Here is a 23,390-nt window from a genome sequence, read left to right as displayed (position 1 = left end):
TTCCACAGATCACAACGATCGGTAGCTGAACTGCGCTATTTCCGTTCCGATTCTCGAGATTGCAAGGTTTGCTGTTATCTCTGACAGATCAGAACCGGGCAGAGATCGTCGACCGATCGACCGACCGGTATACATCGGTAGCCAAACCGTTATTGAGGCCCCACTCCGTAGACGACGACATGAAACTTCGGCAAAACGCCCGCCACTTCGCCTCTCGCAAGGCCCTCGAGACGCCGGTCGTCCGCTCGGTCGCGACGTCGGGGCTGGTTCGAATGCACACCAAGATCTTCCTCGGCAAAGCCGACCCCGAGCACGCGGACGACCGGAAAGAGCGACTCGACGCGCTCTTCGACGCGACGATGGATAGCTACCTGAAGGCGCTCCAGGAGGAGTACTCGGAGGCCGAAGCCCGCGAGATCACCCACGTTCAGGCCAACTTCGACTTCTACAACCACGGCTGGACCGAGATGATGGAGATTCCCACGGACGAACTCGAGACCCACTACGGGCGCTACCGGGAGTTCTTCGAGCGTTGGGATATCACGATCGACGACCCGCTCGGCCAGTTCGCGCCGCCGGAGGGGCTCCCCGAGGCGCCCTCGACGCCCGAACGACTCGACGATCCCGAACACCCCCACGCCGAGAGCGGGTTCGCCGACGACGTCTACGTCGAAACCGACGACGGGGACCTCGTCGTCGGGGGTCGTGAATCGGCGTCTGCCGATTCACGAGCACATCAGGAATCTTCGATTTCTGAGGACGGGCAGGCCGAACCCCACGACACCGACGTCTCGAAGGCCGTCGGAGTCGGTGACGACGACGTCGAGAACTGATCCGTCTCGGAACGGCCGCGGGTCGTGGTTCCGGCACTCGGTCGGCCGGTCGTCCTCTCACTCTCGGACAGTTTATGTGCTGATTTATCCAGCCACGGAGACAGTAGTGCGTCCGTAACAATAGTGTCCGCTGACGTGTTCTTTGTCAATGAAGCGACGAACGTATCTCGCTGTCGCAGCGTCAGCATCGGTCGGTCTCGCCGGCTGTACCGACGCCAGATTTCTCGGTTCGGAGTCGGAGAACGGGAACGACGAGTCGCCGTCGTCGACCGGTAACGGAAACGGATCGAACGACTACCCCGACGCCGCGGGGACCGACGACGACTTCGAAGACCTCGATGCCTGGGACGTTACCGGCGGCACGCTGACGGCCGACACTAATCGGGCGCTCGTCGGTTCGCAGAGCGCTCGACTCGAGGTCACGGCGGGGTCCGCTCGGCTCGCGAAGACGTTCTCGGAGTCGCGCGAACTGACGGACGTCGTTCCCGGCGTCGCGCTCGCGACGGACGGCATGGTGGTCCCGTGGCTCCGATTGGTCGACAGCAACCGTAACACGATCGTGTATCGGCGCGCCGTCACCGGTGACCTGCCGATCATGCGGTACAACTTCGGCGTCACGTCCGTCGACGACGCGTTCGACGCCGCGAACGTCGACGAAGTGCACCTCCAGGTCGCAGTGGGGGAGGGTCAGGAGCGGACGGTCTGGTTCGACGACTTCCACTTCACGCCGCGTCCGGAGAACGGGAAGGTGATGATCCAGTTCGACGACGCCCACGTCACCGACTACACCGAAGCGCTGCCGATCCTCGAGGAGTACGGCTACCCAGCGGTGACGTTCGTCAACGCGGATTACGTCGACGGCGGTAACGTCGGCGGCGATCCGCGACTGACGACCGATCAGCTCCACGAACTCGACGACGCCGGCTGGTGTATCGCGAATCACGCCGTCAGCCACCCGCGATTCCCCGAACTCAGCGCCGCGGAACAAGAAGCCGAGATTCGCGAGGGAAAACAGTGGCTCGTCGACCGGGGCTTCGCGGAGGGCGCCGAGTACTTCGCCTACCCGTTCGGCCAGTACGACGAGACGACGATCGAACTCGTCGACGAGTACCACTCGATCGGCTTCGCCGGCGGCCAACCGGTACAGGGCTACACCACGAATACGAAACTAACCTCCCGAATCGGCGAACCCGGCATCGAGCGAATCGAGACGGAACTCGAGCGCACGGCCGAGATGAGCGGGATCACGAAGATGTTCTACCACCGTCTCGAGGGCGAGGACCTCGAGGCGTTCGAGACGCTGGTCGAGACGATTCACGAGTACGAGTCGAAGGGGAAACTCGACGTCATCCTGCCGCAGGATCTCGAGGAGAATTACCTCTTCTAGCTCGGGAGTCGAGTTCGTTCGAATTCGTTCGAGTTCGGCTCCGATGAATAGTCGCCTCGTCGGCACCACACGGGTCGTCGGCTCGGTCAGTCACGCGGCAGTTCGTCGGTACACGTATCAGTTCCGCGTCGGACCGAACACCGAGAGTGTCTCCCGCGTCACCAGCCGACGCCGATCACCGCGTTCATTCGAGCCACGGCGGCGTCACGTAGTCGGCGGTCGCCTGCTCCTCGGGCCAGATGACTTCCTGAACGCCCTCGCCGTCCTCGTTTTCCTGCCACTGGAAGTAGAGGGTGTCTTCCTTCCGATAGACGAGGTCGTGTGCGAACTCGTGGCTTGGGTCGTGAAACTCGGCCGTGCCGGCCGCGCCGGTAAACGAGACGCTCTCGATTTGCGAGACCAGTTCGTCGGCGTCCAGCGTCCCCGCCTCCTCGACCACCTCGGCGAACAGCATGACCGCGTCGTAGGTGTGATACCCCGTGTAGACGGGGTTCGAACCGCCGTACGCGTCCTGATACGCCGTCACGAAGTCCTGCGTGCGATCGGTGATCGAACTGGTCGCCGTCGCACTGCTCTGTCCGAACCCGTACCGACAGGCGCCACCGACCATGTCGTAGTACGCCGGTAACTGCATCGGGACGTGGATGCCGCCGAACGCGAACGGTCGCGGCTGGGGTTGGGGCTCGGGTCGATTCGGGTACGACCAGTCCAGGAGCGCTTCGTTTCCGGTGTGGGCCGTCGTGATGAAGACCGCGTCGGCTCCTTCCGCTTCGGCCTCGTCGTAGAGATCCGAGAAGTCGCCCGTCGCCGGGGAGTACCGCTCTTCCATCGCGGTTTCGACACCCGTACTCGCGAGTTGCTCCTGATAGACCTCCCACGGCTTTTCGGTCCACTGGTAGTCCTCGGCGAGCAGCGCAACCGACTCCCACCCGAGTTCGGGCCCCATCTCGTCGATGAAGTCGATCTGCATCTGTCCGAGGTCGGAGTCGTTGTTCGGTCCGACGCGGAAGTGGTACTTGTACCGGTCGTACTCGTCGTTGACGAGTCCGCTCGCCGCCGTCGTCGCCGCGCCGGAGGTGAGGTGAATCGTCTCCTGCTCGGCGATGTCGTCCATGATGTTCATGAGCGCCTCGCTCGCGAAGACGCCGACCGTCACGTCGGCCCCTTCCTCGAGAACGAGCCGCTGGTACTGGCGCCGGGCCTCGAGCGGACTCCCGTTCGTATCGCCGACGACCGCGTCGACTTCTTGGCCGTCGATACCGCCGTTGTCGTTGAGTTCCTCGACGGCGACTTCGGCGGCCTGGACGATCGACCGTCCGATATAGTCACTGTCCGGATCCGGGGCCAACACCCCAATCGTCACCGACTCGTCCTCGTCGCTACGTCCGACCATCGTTTCGTAGGAGCTGAGACAGCCCGAGAGGGAGACCCCGGCTACGGCACCCGTCGTCGTTTTGAGAAGCGTTCGCCGATCCAGTCGTCGGACGCTCGACCGCGTACGTATCCCCGTCTGGTGCCCCTCGTGCTCGGTCATATTGAGGCCCGTTCACACTTCCTCATGATAATATTTGGCAGGCAAGTATCAGAACTGATTTTCGCACGTGAGGGAACGTGGAGCGGGTATCCGACGGTTACGGACGGCTATCGACCGTTTCGGTCGGATCGCCGATGCGGCGAGAACGACCGCAGTTTCGGGCCGGCGGTGACTCGAGTGAGCCTCGATCCGAATGCTCCGCACGGGGATCGACGTGAGGGATGCAGCGTCCGTCAACGGTCCTCGCTGGCTACCGCCCACGGGGGTGTAACGTATTCGCTCGTCGCGTACTCCTCGGGCCAGATCACTTCTCTGACGCCCTCTCCGTCCTCGTTTTCCTGCCACTGGAAGTAGATCCCGACCGTCGTATCGTCGTCTTCGTCGTACACCCGATCGTGCGCGTGAACGTGATCCGTATCGTAGAATTTGACGGTCCCGGTCGCAACGGTGTACTGGATCTCCTCGAGCTCCGGAATCAGTTCGTCGACGTCGGTAGTCTCGGTTCGCTCGGCCGCCTCGGCAAACAACGCGACTGCGTCGTACGCGTAGTAGCCCATATCCTGCGGATACGAGTCGAACGCGTCGTGATAGCGCTCGACGAACCGCGGGGTTACCTCGGTTATCTCGCTCTCCTCCGTCGCGGCCGAGTAGCCGACGCCGTACCGACACGCCCCGTTCGTGTTCTCGTAGTACGTCGGAACCTGCATCGGGACGTGGATGCCACCGAACGCGAACGGCCGCGGCTGGGGTCGTGGCTCGGGCCGGTTCGGGTACGACCAGTCGAGGAGTGCATCGGTTCCCGTGTGTGCGGTCGAGATGAACACGGCGTCGGCACCCGCTTCGACGACGTCGTCGTACAGCTCCGAGAAATCGTTCGTCGCCGGTGGATACCGCTCGTCCATCACGACGTCGACGGGGGTATCGGCGAGTTGCTCCTGATAGATGTCCCACGGTTCGTCGGCCCACGAATAGTCCTCTACGAGCACCGCGATCGACTCCCAGCCGATATCCGTCGCGATATCGTTCATGAAGTTGATCTGTGCCCGGCCGAGGTCGACGTCGTTCGTCGGCCCGACCCTGAAGTGATACTTGTAGCGGTCGTACTCGTCGTGCACCCGCCGACTCGCGATCTGGGTCGCTGCGCCGGCAGTGAGATGGAGCGTCTCCTGTTCGGCGATATCGTCCATGATATTCACGAGCGCCTCGCTCGCGAACATCCCGACCGTTACGTCGACCTTTTCCTCGAGAACGAGCCGCTGGTACTGGCGCCGGGCCTCGAGCGGACTCCCGTTCGTATCGCCGACGGCCAGTTCGACGTCCTGACCGTTGATTCCGCCGTTGTCGTTGATTTCGTCGACGGCGACCGCTGCCGCCTGGGCCATCGACCGGCCGACGAAGTCGCTTTCGGGCCCGGGAGCCAACAGCCCGACCGTGATCGTCTCCTCGTCGCTACTGCTGCCAGTGATCAGTTCGTCGGAGCTGAGACAGCCCGCGAGGGAGACTCCCGTCGTACCGGCGGCGGTTACTTTGAGCACCGTACGGCGGTCTAGCGTCTCGGATCGCACGTTCGCACCGAACTCGCCCCCGTCACGACGCCCGCGTTCATTCATACCATGTCACTGTAAGGTCCTCGATTCCTTAATGTTTGTGGGGAAAACATCACGGAATCCATCAGTTACACTATATCTGTGGAAATACGGAAATCATTGCCGATGTAGACGAACGTTTGTTTAGTTTAACTCCGTTTACGGCCTGTATCTTCGATGGTCGAGGCCGGACGAGAACGGTGCCGGTGATCACGGGTCAGCCGAGAACGGTATTTCGGAGCGACGATATCGGGCGAACCGGTTTCAGAGCCAGCCGGGGTCGACGTACTCGGTCGTCGCCTGCTCGTGAGGCCAGATGGTCTCCTGGACTCCCCGCCCGGTGTCGTCCTCTCGCCACTGGAAGAAGACCGGGTGGACGTTGTCCTCGCCGTAGACGACGTCGTGAGCGTGCGGGTGGTTCCGATCGTAGAACTCGATCGTCCCGGTCGTCCCGGTGTGTTCCGTCTCCTCGAGTTCGTCGACAAGTCGGTCGCTGTCGAGCGACTCCGCCCGTTCGACCGCCTCGGCGAACAGGTTGACCGCGTCGTAGGCGATGTAGCCGGTGTAGACCGGCGTGCTCCCGTCGTGGAACTCCTCGTAGTCGTTGACGAACGGCCGGGTGTACTCGGTCATCTCGCTCGTCGCGGTCGCACTGGCGTAGCCGACGCCGTACCGACACGCGCCGCCGACCATCCCGTAGTACTCCGGTAGCTGCATCGGAACGTGGATGCCACCGAACGCGAACTCGCGCTCCGCCGTCGCCCAGTCCAGTATCGCGTCCGTTCCGGTGTGTGCGGTCGAAATGTACGCGGCGTCCGCCCCCGACTCAGCGACCTCGTCGTAGATCTCGGAGAAGTCGTTGGTCGACGGCGAGTATCGGTCCCACATCGTCACGTCGGTCGTGTCGGTCGGGAGATTCTCCTCGTAGGTCTCCCAGACCCCGTCGTTCCAGGCGTAGTCTTCGGCCAGCAGCGCGACCGAGTCCCAGCCGATCTCGGGCCCCATTTCGTCCAGAAAGTCGAGTTGCACCTGACCCAGCGTGACGTCGTTGACCGGCCCGGCACGGAAGTGGTACTTGTAGTCGGCGTACCGTTCGTGGACGAGTCGACTCACGGCCGACGTCGCGGAGCCCGCCGTGATGTGAACCGTCTCCTGTTCGGCGATCTTGTCGATAATTCCCTCGAGCGCCTCGGACGCGAACATGCCGATCGTCACGTCCGCGCCTTCCTCGAGGACGAGTCGGTCGTACTGGCGTCGGGCCTCGAGCGGGCTGCCGTTCGTGTCGCCGACCACGGTCTCGATCTCCCGACCGAGAATGCCGTCTGCGTCGTTGAGTTGGTCGACGGCGAGTTCGACGCCGTGCTCGATCGACCGACCGATGAAGTCGCTGTTCGGATCCGGGGTCAGTATCCCGATCGTGATCGGTTCCTCCTCGTCGCTCGAACCCGCGACGGTTTCGTACGCACCCAGACACCCGGCCAACGAGACCCCCGCTGCCCCGCCCGCCGCCGTCTTCAGGAGTGTACGGCGCTCCAAAGTAGAAGACGCGGTCGATAAATCACGTGTTCCCTTGCAACCATCTTCCGTCATACTGACCTGTCGTTTCGCCCTCTATTTATTAACAGTTGTGGAGAGTCTTTCGGGTGCGTTTAAACGACGTGAGCGAAAATCCGCTTTCTCTCGGATATTCGTTAAATGGGCTGGTACACTCTACTTAACCGTAAATTTTATCCGTAACTAGCTGGATTTCGACCAGCTGATCAGCTATTTCCGGGGACAGTGTACACCTCTCGCGCAACCTCAGTTATCAGCTCCGATAACTGTGGCTGACAATTTATGTAGGAACACTCTCACCCGTACTATATCTATGGACGTCTTTCGACGATTGGTACCATCAGCTATCCGCCGTCGATACGCGGTCAAGTTCGGGATCGTGCTATTGATACTCGGTTTGGGGGTTGGGTTGGTCGGGTTCGGTGCGACTGCTGGAATTACGAATCAGGTAGAAGATCGTGTCCAGGACGATCACACCTCGTTCGCCAGTCAGGAAGCACAGAACCTCCAGATGTGGAACGAGCAAAACGAGCATACGATCGGGGTAATCGCCTGGTCCGACGTCGTTGCCAGTGACGAACCGGCTGCGATCGAAGATCGGTTCCTCGACTGGGAGGAACACCTCGATGCGGACACACACGCGATAAGTTACGTCGACACCGACGAGGGAACCGTACTCGCGAGTACGAACCTCGACGCTGGCGGAGCGGAGCCGACGACGGTCGACGAGATCGAAGGCGTTCCCGCCGAGGCCTACGAGGAAGCCGCCGGAACGGAGGGCGTTCCGTGGGTCTCGGAGCCCTACACCGTCGACCGTGAACTCGGTGACGAGCAGGTTACCGTGATGACCTACGTCCTGTCGGTCCCCAACGAGGACGACAGAGCGATCGTCTACACGGCGGAACTCGAGGCGTACGCGAACCGCCTCGCCGACGACTCCGAGGTCACGACGATGATCCTCGACGGGAACAACGACGTGATGGTCGACAACGAGGGCTACGGCGAGGACCACGAGACGCTCGGCCTCGCGTACGGTGACGACAACGCCGACGCCATCGTCGAACCGGCACGAACCGAAGGCGCCGGCACGCATCAGGTCCCCGGCTCCGCGATGAGCTTCGACGCTGCCGCCTACGACTTCAGCGACGACGAGGACTACGTCGTCAGTTCGGCACGCGTTCTCGGTACCGACTGGGTCGTCGTGGCCCACGAACCCGAGAGCCAGGCCTACGGGTTCGTCAACACGGTCAACGACTGGGGGATTTACGCGACACTCGCAGGCGTGCTCATGATCGGCCTGATCGGTGCCGTCCTCGGTCGGAACACGGCCGTCTCGATCGACCGCCTCACCGGCAAGGCGAGCAAGATGGAGGAGGGCGATCTCGACGTCGACTTGGAGACCGAACGCGTCGACAACATCGGCCGCCTCTACGACGGCTTCGACTCGATGCGCGTCGCCCTCCGTGAACAGATCGAAGAGGCCGAAGCCGCCCGCGAGGAAGCCGAACGCGAACGCAAGCGGGTCGAAAAGATCAACGGCCACCTCGAGGAGAAGGCCGACGAGTACAGCGACGTTATGGTGGCGGCTGCCGACGGTAACCTGACCGCTCGGATGGACGCCGACAGCGAGAACGAGGCGATGGCCGAGATCGCGGCGGACTTCAACGTCATGCTCGAGGAGATCGAGCGGACCGTCGCCGAACTCAACCGGTTCGCGACGGGCGTCGCGACCTCCTCCGAACAGGTGACCGCCTCGAGCGAGGAGGTTCGATCCGCCTCGCAGCAGGTCACCGAGTCGATCCAGGAGATTTCGGACGGTGCGGAGCGACAGAATCAGTCGCTGCAGTCGGTCAATCAGGAGATGAGCGCGCTCTCGACGACGACCGAGGAGATCGCCGCCTCCTCGAACGAGGTCGCCGACATCGCCGAACGGACGGTCAACACGGGCCAGGACGGACAGGAAGCCGCCCAGGAAGCGATCTCCGCGATGAACGAGATCGAGACCGAGGCGGGCGGCGCCGTCGACGAGATCCGCCGCCTCGAGCAGGAGGTCCAGCAGATCGACGAACTGATCGCGACGATTTCCGAGATCGCTCGCCAGACGAACATGCTGGCACTGAACGCCAACATCGAAGCCTCTCGCTCCGCGAGTGGCAGCGACGACGAAGGGTTCTCCGTCGTTGCGAAGGAAGTCAAGGCGCTCTCGGAAGACGTCGCAGAGGCGGCCGACGAGGCGGAGGACCGCCTCGAGGCGATCCGCGAACGGACCGAACGGTCCGCCGACGAAGTCGAGGGCACCAGCGCGAACATCGAAGACGCCGGCGAACAGGTCGAGGAAGCCGTCGAGGCGCTCGAAGAGATCGCGGAACTCGCTCAGGAGACCAACGTCGGCGTCCAGGAGATTTCCGCGGCGACCGAAGAACAGGCCGCGTCGACGCAGGAAGTCGTCGCGATGGTCGACGACGCGGCGACGGTCTCCGAGGAGACGACCTCCGAAGCCGAGAACGTCGCCGCAGCGGCCGAAGAGCAGACCACTGCCCTGACCGAAGTGACGAAGTCCGCGTCGAACCTCTCCGGACAGGCGGCGGAGCTCTCCGAGGCGCTCGACCGGTTCGAGACCGACGCCGACCGCTCGGATCTCGAACTCGGCTTCGACGAAGACGACGATCCGGACCCGCCGGCGTTCGATGCCGGCGACGACGAATCCGAGGCGGAGTCGGACGACCGGACGACCGAACGGAGCCAAGGACAGGGAATCACGCTCGAGTCGAGCCAGGCCGACCCGAGTGACTCAACCACCGAGACGGCAGATTCCGATCCGGAACGGTCGACCGAGACGTTCCAGGCCGACCCGGCCGGAACGACGTCCCAGTCGGGGATCAGCGACGATTCGACGACCGCGTCGCCGTTCGACGCGCTCGAGTCGGAGCCCGCCGCGACCGACGCCGAGCCGGCATCGGAGCCGGCGTTCGATGCGAAGCCGGCGCCGGAACCGGAGTCCAATGCCGAGTCGGCACAGGAACCGGACTCCGACGTCGAACCCGCACCAGCACCCGACGTCGAACCCGCACCAGCACCCGACGCCGAACCCGCACCAGCACCCGACGCCGAGCAGGATGCACCGGTGACCGACGCTGAACCTGCACCAGCACCCGACGCCGAGCAGGATACGTCGGCGGCCGACGCTGAGCAGGCCGACGGTGACGCCACCGAACTCGGTGCCGAAGAGATCCTCGGAATCGACGAACAGGCTGACGCCGACGTCGTGGCTGGAGAGCCGGCCCCCGAGCCGGAGACCGAACCCGCGACCGGTGGCGACGTAGATCCACTCGCGGACGACGCCGCAGAGCCGGGCGGAGACGCTGCAGAGCCGGGCGGAGACGCTGCAGAGCTGGACGGAGACGCCGCAGAGCCGGACGGAGACGCCGCCGATCCGCTCGGAGACGACGTTGCAGAGCCACTCGGTGACGGCGCGGAAGCGTCGCTCGAGGGCGACACCGCAGAGCCGCTCGAGCCGGTCGAGGAGACAGACGCTGACGCGGAATCCGAACCGGACGATACCGAGGGCGGCGATCAGGATACCGCGGACGACGAACCCGAAAACGACGACGTGTTCACGTTCGGTAACACGGACGACGAATAACGGTCCGCGCTCGAGCCGAACCGAATCTCAGTACCCGATCGCCCTCGGTGGGTTTCGCTGACGGCGATCCGTCGGACGGGTCTCGAAATGCAGTTCTTCGCCGTTTTCAGACTCAGTTACTGCGTGGAGACTGCGTCGAACGCTGTTGGGTAGCGTCGGCAACGTCCGTTCCACAGCGCAGGCCCGCCTCGAGCGCGCCGCCGACGTGCCGTTCCGGAAACTGTGGCTGCCGCGTCAGTCCGGCGTCGTAGACGCCGACAGCCACGGTCGCCGAGAGTTCGGTGGGAGTGGGGTCGAGTAGACTCGCGGTTCCACGCTCGGGTACCGGCTGCTGGAACTGCGTAAGTTCGACGTCGACGAGATCGTTCCGGTCGAAGCCGGCGAAGCGCTCCGTCAGCGCCTCGAGCCACTCGCGTTCGATCGCGGCGTCCGAGCGGCCGGCCGCGGCCGCTTCGCCGCCGTCCAGCAGGGAGTACTGGTGGCCGCCGTAGTGGTCTGGCGAACGGAGCGCCGTGTGGGTGACCAGTTCCCCGAAGGGTGCGTCGTCGGCCATCGTCACCCGATAGACGTCGGTCAGCGGCGTCTCGGCCGTCGTCGAGACGCGAAGGCAGGTGCGCGTTCGGACTGTCGTCGACGGACGGACGCCGGTAAGTGGCTCGAGTCGGTCCGGATCGGTCGCCAGCACCACGGCGTCGACGGCGTGGCCCTCGGTCCCGCCGTCTCCGTCGACCGTGAGCGATTCGACGCGACCGTTCGCACACTCGAGTGATGTAACGCGCGCGTTCGTTAGGATCCGCTCGCGTCCGATACTGTCGGCGAGTGCGTCGACCAGAACGGCCGTGCTTCCCGCGAGATACCCTCGCTTCTCCCGGCCGAGTCGAGTCCGCTCCCGGTCGCCGCGACAGTGCTCGAGCACCCACGATGCGCTGACCTCGGGTGCGGCGGACCCGAACCGGGCCTCGAGCAGCGGGCCGTAGAACGCATCGTAGACGGCGTCGGACGCACGTTCGCGCACGAAGCGTTCGGCCGGTACGTCGGCGAACGCCGACGAGTCGTCGGCATCGATCCGTGGTCGCCGACGCGGGAAGTCGCGAGCATCGATCCCGCTCTGCACTGACGCGAGTTTCGCCGTATCCGACAGCGAGAGCGGCGGGTAGGCCAGAAACTCCCAGGGCGTATCGACGGGGTGGACCGTTCCGTCGAAATAGATCGCCGTCCGAATCGGGGTCCACTCGAGACGCTCCGCGAGGCCGAGTTCCGCGAGGAGTTCGAGCGCCGCCTCGTCTCTCGGACGGACGAACGAGACGGGGACGCGCTCGAGGCGGTCGCCGGCGGCCGTCTCGAGCGTGGTGGTCGTCGTTGTGACGGTGCTGGCGAGTTCGCCGCTCGGTTCGAACACGCGGACCTCGTGGCCGCACTGGAGGAGTCGGGAGGCAGCAGCGAGTCCCGTCAGGTTCCCGCCGACGACGCCGATCATATCGAGTGCAGGGTGGCACCGACCCTTTGTCGTTGCGGTCGGAGCGGTCCGCCTGCACGCTCGAGGCTCGACTGGAACGTCGTCCCCTCATCGGATCGGTCGACCGTCGGGCCGTCGCGGTCCGCTACCTTTTTGCCTGCAGTCTCGGAAGCAATCGGCATGCTCACCGTGCGGGCACCAGCGACGAGTGCGAACCTCGGGAGTGGCTTCGACGTCTTCGGTGTCGCCCTCGGGACGCCCGCCGACGTGGTTCGGGTCGAACGCGCGTCGGAAACCCGAATCTCCATCACCGGCGCCGGCAGCCAGTACATTCCGGAGGATCCGAAACAGAACACCGTCGGCGCGGTCGCCGACGCGCTCGACGCACCGGCCCACATCAAGATCGACAAGGGGGTCCGACCCTCGTCGGGGCTCGGTTCGTCCGCCGCGAGCGCGGCCGCAGCGGCAGTCGCGCTCAACGCGCTCTACGAACGCGGACTCTCGCGAAAAGAGCTCGTGCCGATCGCCGCCGAAGGCGAGGCGCTCGTCTCCGGCGAGGCCCACGCCGACAACGTAGCTCCGTCGATTCTGGGCGGGTTCACCATCGTCACCGACGACGACGTCACGCAGGTCGACGCGCAGATTCCCGTCGTCGCCTGCCTCCCCGAACAGTCGGTGTCGACGCGCGACGCACGCGGGGTCGTCCCGGATTCCGCCGCCCTCGAGGACGTCGTCGACACCGTCGGCAACGCCGCCACGCTCACCGTCGGCATGACCCGAAACAACCCCGAACTCGTCGGTCGCGGGATGACCGACGCCATCGTTACGCCCCGACGCACCGCCCTGATCGACGGCTACGACGACGTCCGCGAGGCCGCCCTCGGGGCCGGCGCGACCGGCGTCACCGTCAGCGGAGCCGGTCCGGGGATCCTCGCGGTCTGCCACCAGCGAAACCAGCGCGAGATCGCCAGTGCGATGGTCGACGCGTTCGAGGAGATCGGTATCGATTGCCGCGCCTACCAGACCCACGTCGGCGAGGGGGCGCGGCTCTACCGGGACTGACTGATCCTGTCGACTCGAGCCACAACGATGGGTGCACGAACCGACGCCGCACTCACGCTGCTCGTTCTCGTCGCCGTCGGTATCGCGTTCGTTCTCGTCGACGCCTCACCGTCGCCGTTAGCAGTCGCCGTCGGCGGACTGGGCACGATTGCGTTCGAACTCGTCGCCGCTCGAGACGTCGCGACTGTTCGATACTACTGGGAACAGTCCGTGGTACAGGCACTGTCAGTCGCCGTCGCGCTGCTCGTCGTCGCCGTCGGTTCACTCGTCGCACCGGAGACGGTGCTGTCGCTCTTTCTCGGCGGAGCGATAACGTATCTCGTGTTTCTCGCACTCGTTCGGACGGGACTCGTGCCACCGCCGCGAACGTGGTGGTAGCGTCGACTCACCGCGACCTGCCGGCCGTCTTCCAGCGACGGCCGTAGATCCGCGGGAGCGCATCGACCTTCGCTCCGCGGACGCCCCGCGGCACGGTCGACACTCTCGTCGAGACGGACGCCGGAAGCGGGCCGTACGGCACCGACGAGACTGCAGTCGGATTCTTCGAGACCGGCGTTCGGCCGGCGTAGCCGGAGCCGCGCCCCGTCGACTCGTACAGGGTCTCGAACGTCGAGTGTCCCTCGACGACCCCGTTACGAGCCGCCTTCGCCGCCTTCTTCGCCTGCTGCTGGATCGCCGCATCCGCCGCGTCCGGTTTCACCCCGTCGACGAACGACGTGACCTCGGTTGCCGCCTCGGAGCCCCCGGAGGAGTCGAGCAGATCCGGGCCGACGACGTCCTCGAGTTCTGCCCTCAGTTGTCGTAGCTCCGTCTGGAAATCGACGAGGTCGACGGTGTTCCAGAGCTCTCGCAGATGGATGACGTGCCGGATCGCGCTGAGATCCAGCGCCGCGTCCGGATCCCGCTCGTGAATCGCCTCCGGGAGTTCGTCCAGTTCGAGGAGGTCCGGCAGCGCCGACACCTCGACGACGTCCGGCAGCTTCTCGAGATCTATCGTTCCGAGGATGTCCTCGACTTCCTCGACGACGTCCCAGAGTTCGGCTGCCGTCGCCGACAGCGTCTCGTCCGACTCGTCGGTGGCGGTTTCCTCGAGTAGCCGGACGGCTCCCGTTTTGAGGTTCTCGGACAGTTGCTCGAACGTGGACGAAGACGTTGCCTGACTCATGCGGAACGTAGGCGGCGTACGGAGAAAACGGAGGTGCTTGCCGAGCGGTTGCCGTCCTAGAGCACCGGAATACCGAAGCGGTTCTCGTCGCCAGTTAGACGCCGCGATCCTGCAGTTTCTCTTCCTCGGCGAGATCCGCGTTCGCGTCGCCTTTCATCCCCTTGCCGAGGTGCTTCGAGATTTCGGCGAGCGTCTCGGCGTCGTCCCAGTTGTTCGTCGCCTCGACGATCGCTTCGGCCATCTCGGGGGGATTCTCGGCGCCGAAGATGCCGCTGCCGACGAAGATGCCGTCGCACTCGTGGTGCATCATGAGCGCGGCGTCGGCGGGCGTCGCGATGCCGCCTGCCGCGAAGTTGACGACCGGAAGACGACCCATCTCGGCCGTCTCGTGGACCAGTTCCGCGGGAGCCTCGATCTCACGGGCGTAGGCCTCCCGTTCCTCGTGTTTCATGCCCTCGAGTTCGCGGATCGCGCCCTTGATCGTGCGCTGGTGGTGGACGGCCTGGTTGACGTCGCCGGTGCCCGCTTCACCCTTGGTGCGGATCATCGCTGCGCCCTCGTCGATCCGCCGCAGGGCCTCACCGAGGTTGCGGGCCCCGCAGACGAACGGGGCGGTGAAGTCGCGCTTGTCGATGTGGTAGGCGTCGTCGGCGGGCGTCAGCACCTCGCTTTCGTCGATCATGTCGACGCCGACGGCCTCGAGAATCTGGGCTTCCTTCGTGTGGCCGATACGGGACTTGCCCATCACGGGAATCGAGACCTCGTTGACGATTTCCTCGACGTCCGCGGGGTCCGCCATCCGAGCGACGCCGCCGCGCTTGCGGATGTCTGCGGGGACGGCCTCGAGTGACATGACGGCGACCGCACCGGCGTCTTCGGCGATGCGAGCCTGCTCCTTGTTGACGACGTCCATGATGACGCCGCCTTTCTGCATTCGGGCGAACCCTCGCTTGACGAGGTCGGTCCCGCGTCGTAGCTCCTCGAGATCCGTCTCGGTTTCAGTCATGATGCGCCGTTAGAATCCACCGTACTTACGAGTGTCCGTTCCGGTCGAGTTCGCTTCAGCGGCAATATTACCCTCGGCCGCTGCGTTTCGTTCGCCGACTATGACGGAGACACCGTCTCTCCTTCGTGAAGCCACGCTCGGAGGCGAGCGCCGTACAGGCACGCGATCGGCCGGTTCCAGCAGCCCAGCGTCGCCTGCAGGTCGGGATCGATCTCGAGGACCGTCCCGATACCGGTTCCAACTGCGATCTCCCCGCGAATTCGGGCCCGCGTCCGCATCAGATCGCCGTTCATCGTCGTGTAACTCCACAGCGTCCGGTCGCTGCCGCCGATTCGAGCGCGTGGACGCGGGACCTCGAGCCGGACCGTCTCCCCGTTAGCACCGCTGACCACGGTTCGGAGCCCCTGCGGTCCGTCGGTAACCGTAATATCGGCCCGTTCTTTCGGATACCCCCAGATCTCGCGCCCGAGTGCAACCGACGGCTCGGTCGTCACGGGCAACCAGTGGACGTAGCCGCCGACTTCCCCGTCGACCAACTGGGCGAACGGGAGCGTCGTTCGGCTAGTACGGACGGCGGGAACGATGACGGCGAACTCGTCGTAGGGCTCGAGGCCGGTGTCAACATCATCGGATCCGGGCTCGCCGCCACCGCTCCCGCCGACGCGGTGATACTGGATGCCGACGAGCGTTACGCAGCCGATTCCGGGTGCGATCGCGAGCGAGGAGAGCCCATTCGGCAGGATCGTTTCGAGGCGTCCTCGTCGGGCCGGGACCGTGACGCCGCCCATCGCGAACTCGAGTTCGAGCGGGAGGTCGACCTCGTGACCGGTCGAGAGGGTGACTCGAGTTCGGTCGTCGGGTTTGCGGTGCATGCGACGATCGACGTACGCGACGCGCTAAAGTGCGGGGGGTGTCGACTGAAACGGTTGCGAGCGTTACAATTCGACCTTAGATACCGGATAGTAACGACAGTATCCTGTATAGATCGCGGCATGGAAGAATGGCATCGCCGTTCGGTACTGGCGACAGGTGTAGCGCTTTCGGCCGGTGGACTCGCTTCGATCGGTGCAGGATCCGACGGTGACGACGCCACAGAGCTGCCGGATCCGGACGTCTCTCCGAATCCGGAGATGGAAGACGAAGACTGGCCGTCGTTCGCCGGCGATGCCGGTCACGCGCGATTCATCGAAGACGGCTACGAGTTCGACGGCGACCTCGAGGCCGCCTGGACCGTCGACCACGACGGCTCCGTCGCGGTCGCCGACGACACCGTGTACACGACGACCGCGGACGGTGTCGTCGCCCTCGACGCGGCGGACGGAACGCGCCTCTGGGAGAACGCCGACGTCGACGCGGGTGACCCCGCGGTAGCCGGCGAGATGGTATACCTCAACGGCGGCGATATCGTGGCGCTCGATCGAGAAGACGGTAGCGTCCGCTGGGAGAGCGACCTCGACCCCGGGGAGACGATGAGTAGCCACACGGTGGCGTACGACGGCGTCTTCGTCGTCGTCGACGGCATCCTGTATGCCCTCGAGGCCGACGACGGATCGGTCCGATGGCAGAAAGACACGGCTGTCGTCGAGTCAAGAAATGGTGACGAACGGGAGTCCGAATTCACCCCCGGAACCGCCGCGATGAACGGCGTCGTCTACGCCGAAACGGAGGACGGCGTTCTCGCGTTCGATCCCGCGACCGGAGAGACCATCTGGCAGACATGGCACTGGACAGGAGGACATGCCATCTACGCGACTGAGACGGCGGTTCTCGCCGAGCTTCCGGGGGAGGAACTCCCCTTCCACGATGCACAAACCGGCAGTGGGTTGGGTCTGGTCGGGCCGTATTCCGTAGGGACGCTCGGCAATGAATCCGTGCTTTCAGCACACGATTACGGCTACGGCAGTACTTCGATCCACGGCGACGAGTACGACTGGGAGCTCGACGTTACGTACACCTACGGGCAGGCCGTTATCAGCGGCGAGACCGTCTACGTCTACTTTTGGGTGGACGCCCACAATTACGGAGACCGGGATTACGATCAGAAACTCGTCGCGCTCGACAAACGCGACGGGAGCGAGAAGTGGACGCTCTCGAAAGACGACGCACCGGTCGGACACATTCGTGCGATCAGCGACGAGACCATCTACGTCGATCACGACGGCGAACTCGTGGCGCTCCGCGAACGTACGGACACCGACGAGGGTACGGACGGGGAGGACGAAACTGCGGACGATCAGCAGGGGAACGAGGATTCCGACGACGGTAACGAGGGCTCCGATGGCGGAGACGCGAACGAGAGCGACGGCACGGACGGTGACGAGAGCGACGACGACGGATCCCCCGAGGACGATGACGGTGCTGAGGGCAGCGACGGCGGGGACACCGGTAACGCGGACGGGGCGGAAAACGGGACGGCCGACGGCGAGGACGATGATGCTGGCGACGGCGTTCCGGGCTTCACCACCGGTGCGGGACTCGTCGGCGGTGCCCTCGGCCTCGAGTGGCTGCGCCGACGGGCCGACGCGGACGACCCGGCCGAGTAACGGACGGTCGGTGTAGCGAACTCGGACGAGGCTGACGCGACTTACTCGTCTTTCCGTGCGTAACTGATAGTCGCCAACCGCTACTGTTTTGCGAGTGTCGACCGTCACGGCAGTTGAAACGATGTCCGCGACGACCCGGCTGCCCGACCGAGATTCATTGCCGACGTACCTCGCGCCCGTACCGAAGACGATCGAAGACCTCGGTCTCCGGTTCGCCTGGCTCGTCGTGGCTGTCAACCTCGCGGGGACGGCCTTCGGCTTCTGGTACTACTCCGGGCAGTTCGCCGAGACGCCGGCCGTGATGTGGCCGTGGGTGCCCGACAGCCCGATGGCGACGCTGTTCGTCGCGCTCGCGATCGCCGCGTGGAAACTCGGCTACGAACAGCCGTGGTTGACGTCGCTGGCGTTTTTCGGGAACATCATCCTCGGCCTCTGGACGCCGTACACGCTGCTCGCGTTCGCCGACGCGTACGGCTACCTCCACCCGCTGATGTTCCAGTTCCTCTTCTGGAGTCACCTCGCGATGGTCGTCCAGGCGTTCGTCCTCCACCGGATCACCGACTTTCCCGTCTGGGGGGTCGCCGTCGCACTCGTCTGGTACGCGAGCAACCTGATCGTCGACTACTTCATCCCGATCGCGGGGGACCTCCACCACACCTCGATTCCCGTCGATCGGACCGAACCGATGTTTCTCGGCGCCGACGCACTCGGGGTCGTCGCTGCCGGTGAAGTGACGTTCACGTTACTCGCGCTGTTTCTCGCGCTCGCGACCTGCGCCAAAAAGTATCGATCGGTTCGTGCGACCTGAACTCGTCCAAGCGGCACTAGGCCGATCGGGGCTGTCGTCCGTCCTCGAGCGACGCCAGTTCGAGGTACGGATCGAGGACGCTCGCTGCGGCCCGGCGTTCGATCGTTTCGGCCACGGGATCGTATCGAACGACGGCCGCGTCGATCAGTTTCGGCAGGTGGGCGTGGTGGAATCGAGTCGAGATCGTCTCGAGTCGTTCCGGCGTCAGTTCGGCATCGCGGCGGGCGATCCCCTCGACGATTTCGTCGACTGACACGGCCCCAACTTTCTGAGAGAGGTACGACAACGCATCACGTCGGTGTTCTTCGAGGAGGATTTCGAAGACTGCGTTCGCGGAGAGGGATGCAGTGCTGTTCGAAGATTCGACGTTCGAGGTATCTGTCTTCATAGTGCTCTGTACTCGGCTTACACGGCTGCTCACGACCCGTCGTCGAACGGCAACTTCAGCAGAGCACACTCGACGAATGGCCGAGCCGTGTCATAACCGTTCTGTTACTACCGTACTAATTTACAGAATGTTTGGGTACTATACCGTGATAGCTACGTTTCTCGCGATAATCTAAATTTCTGACCTGCACGAAAAACGGAGTGTCCGACGTGCGAGTCACGACGCGGAAACAGCGGCAGCAGTCTCGGATTACGGGAGTGATCGGAACGAAAATCGACCGAGAACCGCGTTACTCGAGGACGACGACCGCCGACTCGGTCTCGATCATCTCGCCGGCACCCGAGTAGGTGCGCTCGAGTTCGACCTCGAAGAGGTCGTCCTCGAGTTCCTCGCCGGCGACTCGCAACACGTCCGCATCGTCGTCGATCTCGTACTCGCCGCTGTCGATGCCGGCGTCGATCTCGCCGACCTTCGAGCCGAACTTCGGTCCGAGCGTCGAGTAATCGAGGTCGATCGAGGCGACCTCGGTCGTCACCTCGGGTTCGTCCTCGAGGACGGTCAGCTCCTGGACGTGCATCACGTTCTGAATCGCGTCCTCGAAGCCCTCGATCGGGCCGTAGACCGACACCGACTCGAGGTCCGCATTCAGCGGCAACTGGTTCTCGCTCTTGTAGCGTCGCAGCGCTGAGATGACCTCCATCGCCGTCTCGCCGGCCTCGAGGTCGGCCTCGTAGCCGGCCGGTTCGGGCCAGTCGCGCGTGTGGATGCTGTTCAATCCGCCAGTATCTCGCGGTTCCACCGCTCGATCTTCCGAGGCGTCCTCAGAAGTGCTCTGCACTTCTGATGGGCTGCGAGAATCGCTTTGCGATTCTCGAACGCGTCGCGCCTCGCTGTCGGCGTAGACGGCCTGCCAGATCTCCTCCGTCACGTGGGGCAGGAAGGGAGCCCACAGCTCGAGGAAGGTTCGATGCGCGGTCCGCAGCGCGTACTGCGTCGACGGATTGTCCTCGCGCGTCTTGGCGATCTCGAGGTAGTCGTCACAGAACGTGTTCCAGAAGAACGTCCGCAGCCGGTCGCGGGCCTTCGCGAACTCGTAGTTCTCGAGGTGGTCGGTCAGCGCGGCGGTGGCGTCGTCCAGTTCCGCCAGCAGCCAGCGGTCGATCGACTCGAGGTCTTCGGGTTCCTCGGGGGCCCGCGGTGCGAGCGCGTCGACGAGCTTCGAGGCGTTCCAGAGCTTTCGCAGGAGCTTTTCGCCGGCGGTCAGGTCCTTCTCCTGGTACGGGAAGTCGTCGCCGACGGCGGCGCTGGCGGCCCAGAACCGGACGGCGTCGACCGGGTACTCGGAGAGCACCGCGTCGGGTTCGACGACGTTGCCCCGCGATTTGGACATCTTCTCGCGGTTCTCGTCCAGGACGTGCCCGTTGATCATCGTCGCGTCGAAGGGCACCTCGCCGGTGTGCTCGTAGCACTTGACGATCGTGTGGAACAGCCAGAACGAGATGATGTCGTGGCCCTGCGGGCGCAGATCGAAGGGGTACAGTTCGGGATTGTCCATGGAGAACTCCTCGTTCTCCGCGTCCCAGTCCCAGCCCACGTTGATCAGGGGAGTCAGCGAGGAGGTCGCCCAGGTGTCGAAGACGTCGTCCTCCGGGACGAAGGCGTCGGCCCCGCACTGGGGACAGCTATCGACCGGCGGCTCGTCGCTCAGGGGGTCGACGGGCAGGTCCTCCCGCTCGGCCATGATCTCGTGGTCGCACGCCTCGCAGTACCAGACCGGGAACGGGATCCCCGAGTCGCGCTGGCGGGAGATGAGCCAGTCCCACTCGAGCCCCTCGATCCAGTGCTGGTACCGAGTGAACATCTTCTCGGGGTACCAGTCCATCTCCCGGCCGGCCTCGAGGTACTCCTCCTTGTGATCCAGAATCTCGACGTACCACTGCTTGGAGACGCGGAACTCGACGGGCGTGTCGCAGCGTTCGTGGACGCCGACGGCGTGGGTGATCTCCCGGCGGTCTCGGAGGTAGCCCTCCTCGTCCAGATCCTCGACGATGGCCTCGCGGGCCTCCTCGGTGGACAGGCCTTCGTAGGGGCCGGCGAGGTCGGTCATCGTCGCGGACTCGTCGATCGCGACGCGCAGCGGGAGGTCGTGGGCCTGGTACCACTCGATGTCGTTCTGGTCGCCGAACGTACAGCACATGACGACGCCGCTGCCCTTCTCCATGTCGACGCGCTCGTCCGCGATGATCGGCACCTCGTGGCCGAAGAGCGGGATTCGAGCGGTCTCGCCGACGAGATCCTGGTTCTCCTCGTCGTCGGGGTGGACGAAGACGGAGACGCAGGCCGGGATCAGTTCGGGTCGGGTCGTCGAGATGACGAACTCCTCCCGGGGTGCGTCTCGCGGCTCCGCCGCTCGACTGTTCGAGGCGCCTTGCGCCTCGCTATCCTCACCCACGAGTTCGAACGCGATGTCGTTGAAGTGCGAGTGGCGTTCATCGTCTTCGGTCTCGACCTGCGAGATGGCCGTCTCACACTCGGGACACCAGATCGCGGGCGCCTTCTTGCGGTACTCCCGTTCCTTCTCGTAGAGATCGAGGAACGAGAGCTGCGAGATGCGCTGGACGCGCGGTTCGATCGTCTTGTAGGTGTTGTTCCAGTCGATCGAGGTCCCGAGAGACTGCATCTTCTCCGTGAACTCGGCCTCGTACTCCGCACAGACCTCCCGACAGCGTTCCTGGAACTCGCGTCGTTCGTAGTCCTGATGCCGGATGTCCAGTTCGGACTCGGTCAGGCGCTCGCTGGCGATCCCGTTGTCGTCGTAGCCGAAGGGAAAGAGCACGTCGCCGTCGTGCATCCGCTGGAAGCGGGCCGCGAAGTCCTGTAGCGTGGAGCCGTAGAGGTGGCCCATGTGCAGGCTGCCCGAGACCGTCGGCGGCGGCGTGTCGATCGCGTAGGTCGTGTTCGGGTCCTGGCCCGGATCGCCCTCGTACGCGTAGACGTCCTCGTCGATCCAGCGGTTTTGCCAGCGCGACTCGACCGCTTCGGGATCGTAGCCGCCCTCGAGGCTCGGTTCGCCGTCTCGGGCGTCGTCCGCTTCTCGCTCCGACGCGTCCGTGCTCATGCTCTCACCGCCCGTCTCGGGCGTCGTCCGTGCGTCGTCGTGTCGTCGAAACTGTGTTCGTTCATTGGAGATACCGGTCGTTGCTCGGTGAATGCTGGTCGCCGACAATACATCCGTCGAAACGGGGTGGGTGCTGCGGGGCTACGGTGCCCCTACGAAAACGGTGTGGCGTGGGACACCGACCGCATCGGCCGTACCCGCGACGGTGTCGGACATACGTGGCTGTACTGCCGGGAACGATGTTAGGTGTTTCGTCGTGAGTGCGACTCCTCGAGTCGATCCGGACCGCCCGTCGAGCGCTAGTATAAAAACGTGGGGGGCCAGTTGGGGCGCCGACAGTCGACCGGTCGGGTTAACGTGGGAACGGGTCCACGGTGGAACTATGAGCGCGCAGCCGTCGCGACGAACGCTGCTCGGGGCTACGGGAGCAGGCCTGCTGACGGCGATCGCGGGCTGTAGCGGGATGACGCCGCTGGTCGGCCGCCGAACCGAGGCGCACGAAACGATATCGGTCGAGGACGCGGAGCGACTCGCCGTCTACGGGAACGTGGGCGAAATTTCGGTCGTCGGTGCCGACCGCGACGACGTCGCACTCGACGTCGAGAAACAGGCGAGTTCGATCCGAACCGACCTCGAGGAGCTCGAACTCCGAACCGGAACCGACGACGACACCCTCGAGATCCGATCGGAGTGGACGGGCAGCGTCGGCTGGTTCGAGAGTCAGCCCACGATGAACCTCGACGTCGACGTTCCCGAGGCGCTCGCGGTCGACCGAATCGAGGCGAGCGTCGGCCGCGTCAGGGTGACGAACGTGACGGGTGATCTGACGGTCGAAGCGAGTACGGGGGAGATCGAGGTCTCGAACCTCGACGGGACGGTCGGTGCGCGAGCGAGCACCGGCAGCATCGAGATCCGCGACGTGGAGGGGCTCGAGGACGTCCACACGACGACCGGCAGCGTCGAGACCGACGTCCCGGCGATCGACGGCGACACCACGATCAGTACGACGACGGGGAGCGTCTCCGCCGCCGTCGACCCGGACCTCGACGCCGACCTCCGCGTCAGCACCAGCACGGGGCGGGTCGACGTCGACGGCCTCGAGTTGACCGACGAGACGCGCGAGGACGACCTCGTGACCGGGACGCTGGGTGACGGTGGACCGACGCTGCGACTCGAGACGACGACGGGAGAAGTCGACGTCACGTCGCTATCCTGACCGGGACCGATCGTCCGTCCGATCGTTCATCTGTTCGGACAGTGACTCGCTTCCGTCTCGTCACGGGGCCGAACGTTTATTCTTCCGCGGG

17 protein-coding genes are annotated in these 23,390 nt (G+C 64.6%); 8 read left to right on the top strand and 9 right to left on the bottom strand.

Translation table 11 applies throughout. The annotated features are described in order from the left end of the window. Positions 1-179 precede the first annotated feature (179 nt). Complete coding sequence (locus ACSFC7_RS00400) at positions 180-833, top strand: DUF6149 family protein (RefSeq protein WP_436345730.1); 654 nt, start codon at positions 180-182, stop codon at positions 831-833. Between the two features lie 148 nt (positions 834-981). Continuing rightward, positions 982-2,220: a polysaccharide deacetylase family protein gene (locus ACSFC7_RS00395; protein WP_436345729.1), complete on the top strand. Its 1,239-nt coding sequence runs from the start codon at positions 982-984 to the stop codon at positions 2,218-2,220. Between the two features lie 184 nt (positions 2,221-2,404). Here ACSFC7_RS00395 and ACSFC7_RS00390 read toward each other — a convergent pair whose 3' ends face one another. The 3 genes from ACSFC7_RS00390 to ACSFC7_RS00380 all read right to left on the bottom strand — a co-directional run bounded on the left by ACSFC7_RS00390 (position 2,405) and on the right by ACSFC7_RS00380 (position 6,822). After that, the gene (locus tag ACSFC7_RS00390) at positions 2,405-3,754 is read right to left on the bottom strand and encodes an ABC transporter substrate-binding protein (protein ID WP_436345727.1); all 1,350 of its coding nucleotides are present in this window, start codon (positions 3,752-3,754) and stop codon (positions 2,405-2,407) included. A gap of 233 nt (positions 3,755-3,987) precedes the next feature. Then, complete coding sequence (locus tag ACSFC7_RS00385) at positions 3,988-5,364, bottom strand: ABC transporter substrate-binding protein (RefSeq protein WP_436345726.1); 1,377 nt, start codon at positions 5,362-5,364, stop codon at positions 3,988-3,990. A gap of 240 nt (positions 5,365-5,604) precedes the next feature. Further along, positions 5,605-6,822 carry an ABC transporter substrate-binding protein gene (locus ACSFC7_RS00380; RefSeq protein WP_436348038.1) on the bottom strand — a complete coding sequence of 406 codons (1,218 nt, stop codon included), beginning with the start codon at positions 6,820-6,822 and terminating at the stop codon, positions 5,605-5,607. Positions 6,823-7,207: 385 nt separating this feature from the next. On the opposite strand from ACSFC7_RS00380, the gene ACSFC7_RS00375 reads away from it, so the two are divergent. Then, a complete protein-coding gene (locus tag ACSFC7_RS00375) occupies positions 7,208-10,537 on the top strand; it encodes a methyl-accepting chemotaxis protein (RefSeq protein ID WP_436345724.1) in 3,330 nt (1,109 codons plus the stop codon). 112 nt (positions 10,538-10,649) lie between these two features. Here ACSFC7_RS00375 and ACSFC7_RS00370 read toward each other — a convergent pair whose 3' ends face one another. Next, entirely contained in the window at positions 10,650-12,014 is a 1,365-nt protein-coding gene (locus tag ACSFC7_RS00370; RefSeq protein WP_436345722.1) for an FAD-dependent oxidoreductase, read from the bottom strand. Positions 12,015-12,173: 159 nt separating this feature from the next. Between ACSFC7_RS00370 and ACSFC7_RS00365 the strand changes: the two genes are divergently transcribed. Beyond that, positions 12,174-13,055 (top strand): homoserine kinase, encoded by an 882-nt coding sequence (locus ACSFC7_RS00365; protein ID WP_436345720.1) that lies wholly within the window; start codon positions 12,174-12,176, stop codon positions 13,053-13,055. 27 nt (positions 13,056-13,082) lie between these two features. Next, positions 13,083-13,433: a hypothetical protein gene (locus ACSFC7_RS00360; RefSeq protein WP_436345718.1), complete on the top strand. Its 351-nt coding sequence runs from the start codon at positions 13,083-13,085 to the stop codon at positions 13,431-13,433. Between the two features lie 7 nt (positions 13,434-13,440). On the opposite strand, the gene ACSFC7_RS00355 is transcribed toward ACSFC7_RS00360, so the two are convergent. The 3 genes from ACSFC7_RS00355 to ACSFC7_RS00345 form a co-directional block, all read right to left on the bottom strand. Continuing rightward, positions 13,441-14,220, bottom strand: a complete 780-nt coding sequence (locus ACSFC7_RS00355) for a hypothetical protein (RefSeq protein ID WP_436345716.1) — start codon at positions 14,218-14,220, stop codon at positions 13,441-13,443. A 94-nt stretch (positions 14,221-14,314) separates the two neighbouring features. After that, positions 14,315-15,226 carry a pyridoxal 5'-phosphate synthase lyase subunit PdxS gene (pdxS, locus tag ACSFC7_RS00350; protein WP_436345714.1) on the bottom strand — a complete coding sequence of 304 codons (912 nt, stop codon included), beginning with the start codon at positions 15,224-15,226 and terminating at the stop codon, positions 14,315-14,317. A gap of 98 nt (positions 15,227-15,324) precedes the next feature. Next, complete coding sequence (locus tag ACSFC7_RS00345) at positions 15,325-16,098, bottom strand: acetoacetate decarboxylase family protein (RefSeq protein ID WP_436345712.1); 774 nt, start codon at positions 16,096-16,098, stop codon at positions 15,325-15,327. A 120-nt stretch (positions 16,099-16,218) separates the two neighbouring features. Between ACSFC7_RS00345 and ACSFC7_RS00340 the strand changes: the two genes are divergently transcribed. Together ACSFC7_RS00340 and ACSFC7_RS00335 are read left to right on the top strand one after the other, a co-directional pair. Further along, on the top strand, positions 16,219-17,769 hold the full coding sequence (locus tag ACSFC7_RS00340; RefSeq protein ID WP_436345710.1) for an outer membrane protein assembly factor BamB family protein: 1,551 nt from the start codon (positions 16,219-16,221) through the stop codon (positions 17,767-17,769). A 121-nt stretch (positions 17,770-17,890) separates the two neighbouring features. Continuing rightward, positions 17,891-18,577, top strand: coding sequence for a DUF1405 domain-containing protein (locus tag ACSFC7_RS00335; protein WP_436345708.1), 687 nt, complete (start codon positions 17,891-17,893; stop codon positions 18,575-18,577). Between the two features lie 16 nt (positions 18,578-18,593). Here the strand turns inward: ACSFC7_RS00335 and ACSFC7_RS00330 are convergent, their stop codons facing one another. Both ACSFC7_RS00330 and ACSFC7_RS00325 read right to left on the bottom strand, forming a co-directional pair. Next, positions 18,594-18,965 carry a DUF7344 domain-containing protein gene (locus tag ACSFC7_RS00330; protein WP_436345706.1) on the bottom strand — a complete coding sequence of 124 codons (372 nt, stop codon included), beginning with the start codon at positions 18,963-18,965 and terminating at the stop codon, positions 18,594-18,596. 289 nt (positions 18,966-19,254) lie between these two features. Continuing rightward, positions 19,255-22,191 carry a valine--tRNA ligase gene (locus ACSFC7_RS00325; RefSeq protein WP_436345704.1) on the bottom strand — a complete coding sequence of 979 codons (2,937 nt, stop codon included), beginning with the start codon at positions 22,189-22,191 and terminating at the stop codon, positions 19,255-19,257. Positions 22,192-22,465: 274 nt separating this feature from the next. On the opposite strand from ACSFC7_RS00325, the gene ACSFC7_RS00320 reads away from it, so the two are divergent. Continuing rightward, positions 22,466-23,299, top strand: a complete 834-nt coding sequence (locus tag ACSFC7_RS00320; protein WP_436345702.1) for a DUF4097 family beta strand repeat-containing protein — start codon at positions 22,466-22,468, stop codon at positions 23,297-23,299. Positions 23,300-23,390 lie beyond the last annotated feature (91 nt).

This window comes from Natronorubrum halobium, from assembly GCF_051351675.1.
Classification (GTDB): Archaea; Halobacteriota; Halobacteria; order Halobacteriales; family Natrialbaceae; genus Natronorubrum.
This window is presented reverse-complemented; position numbering and strand designations above follow the sequence as displayed.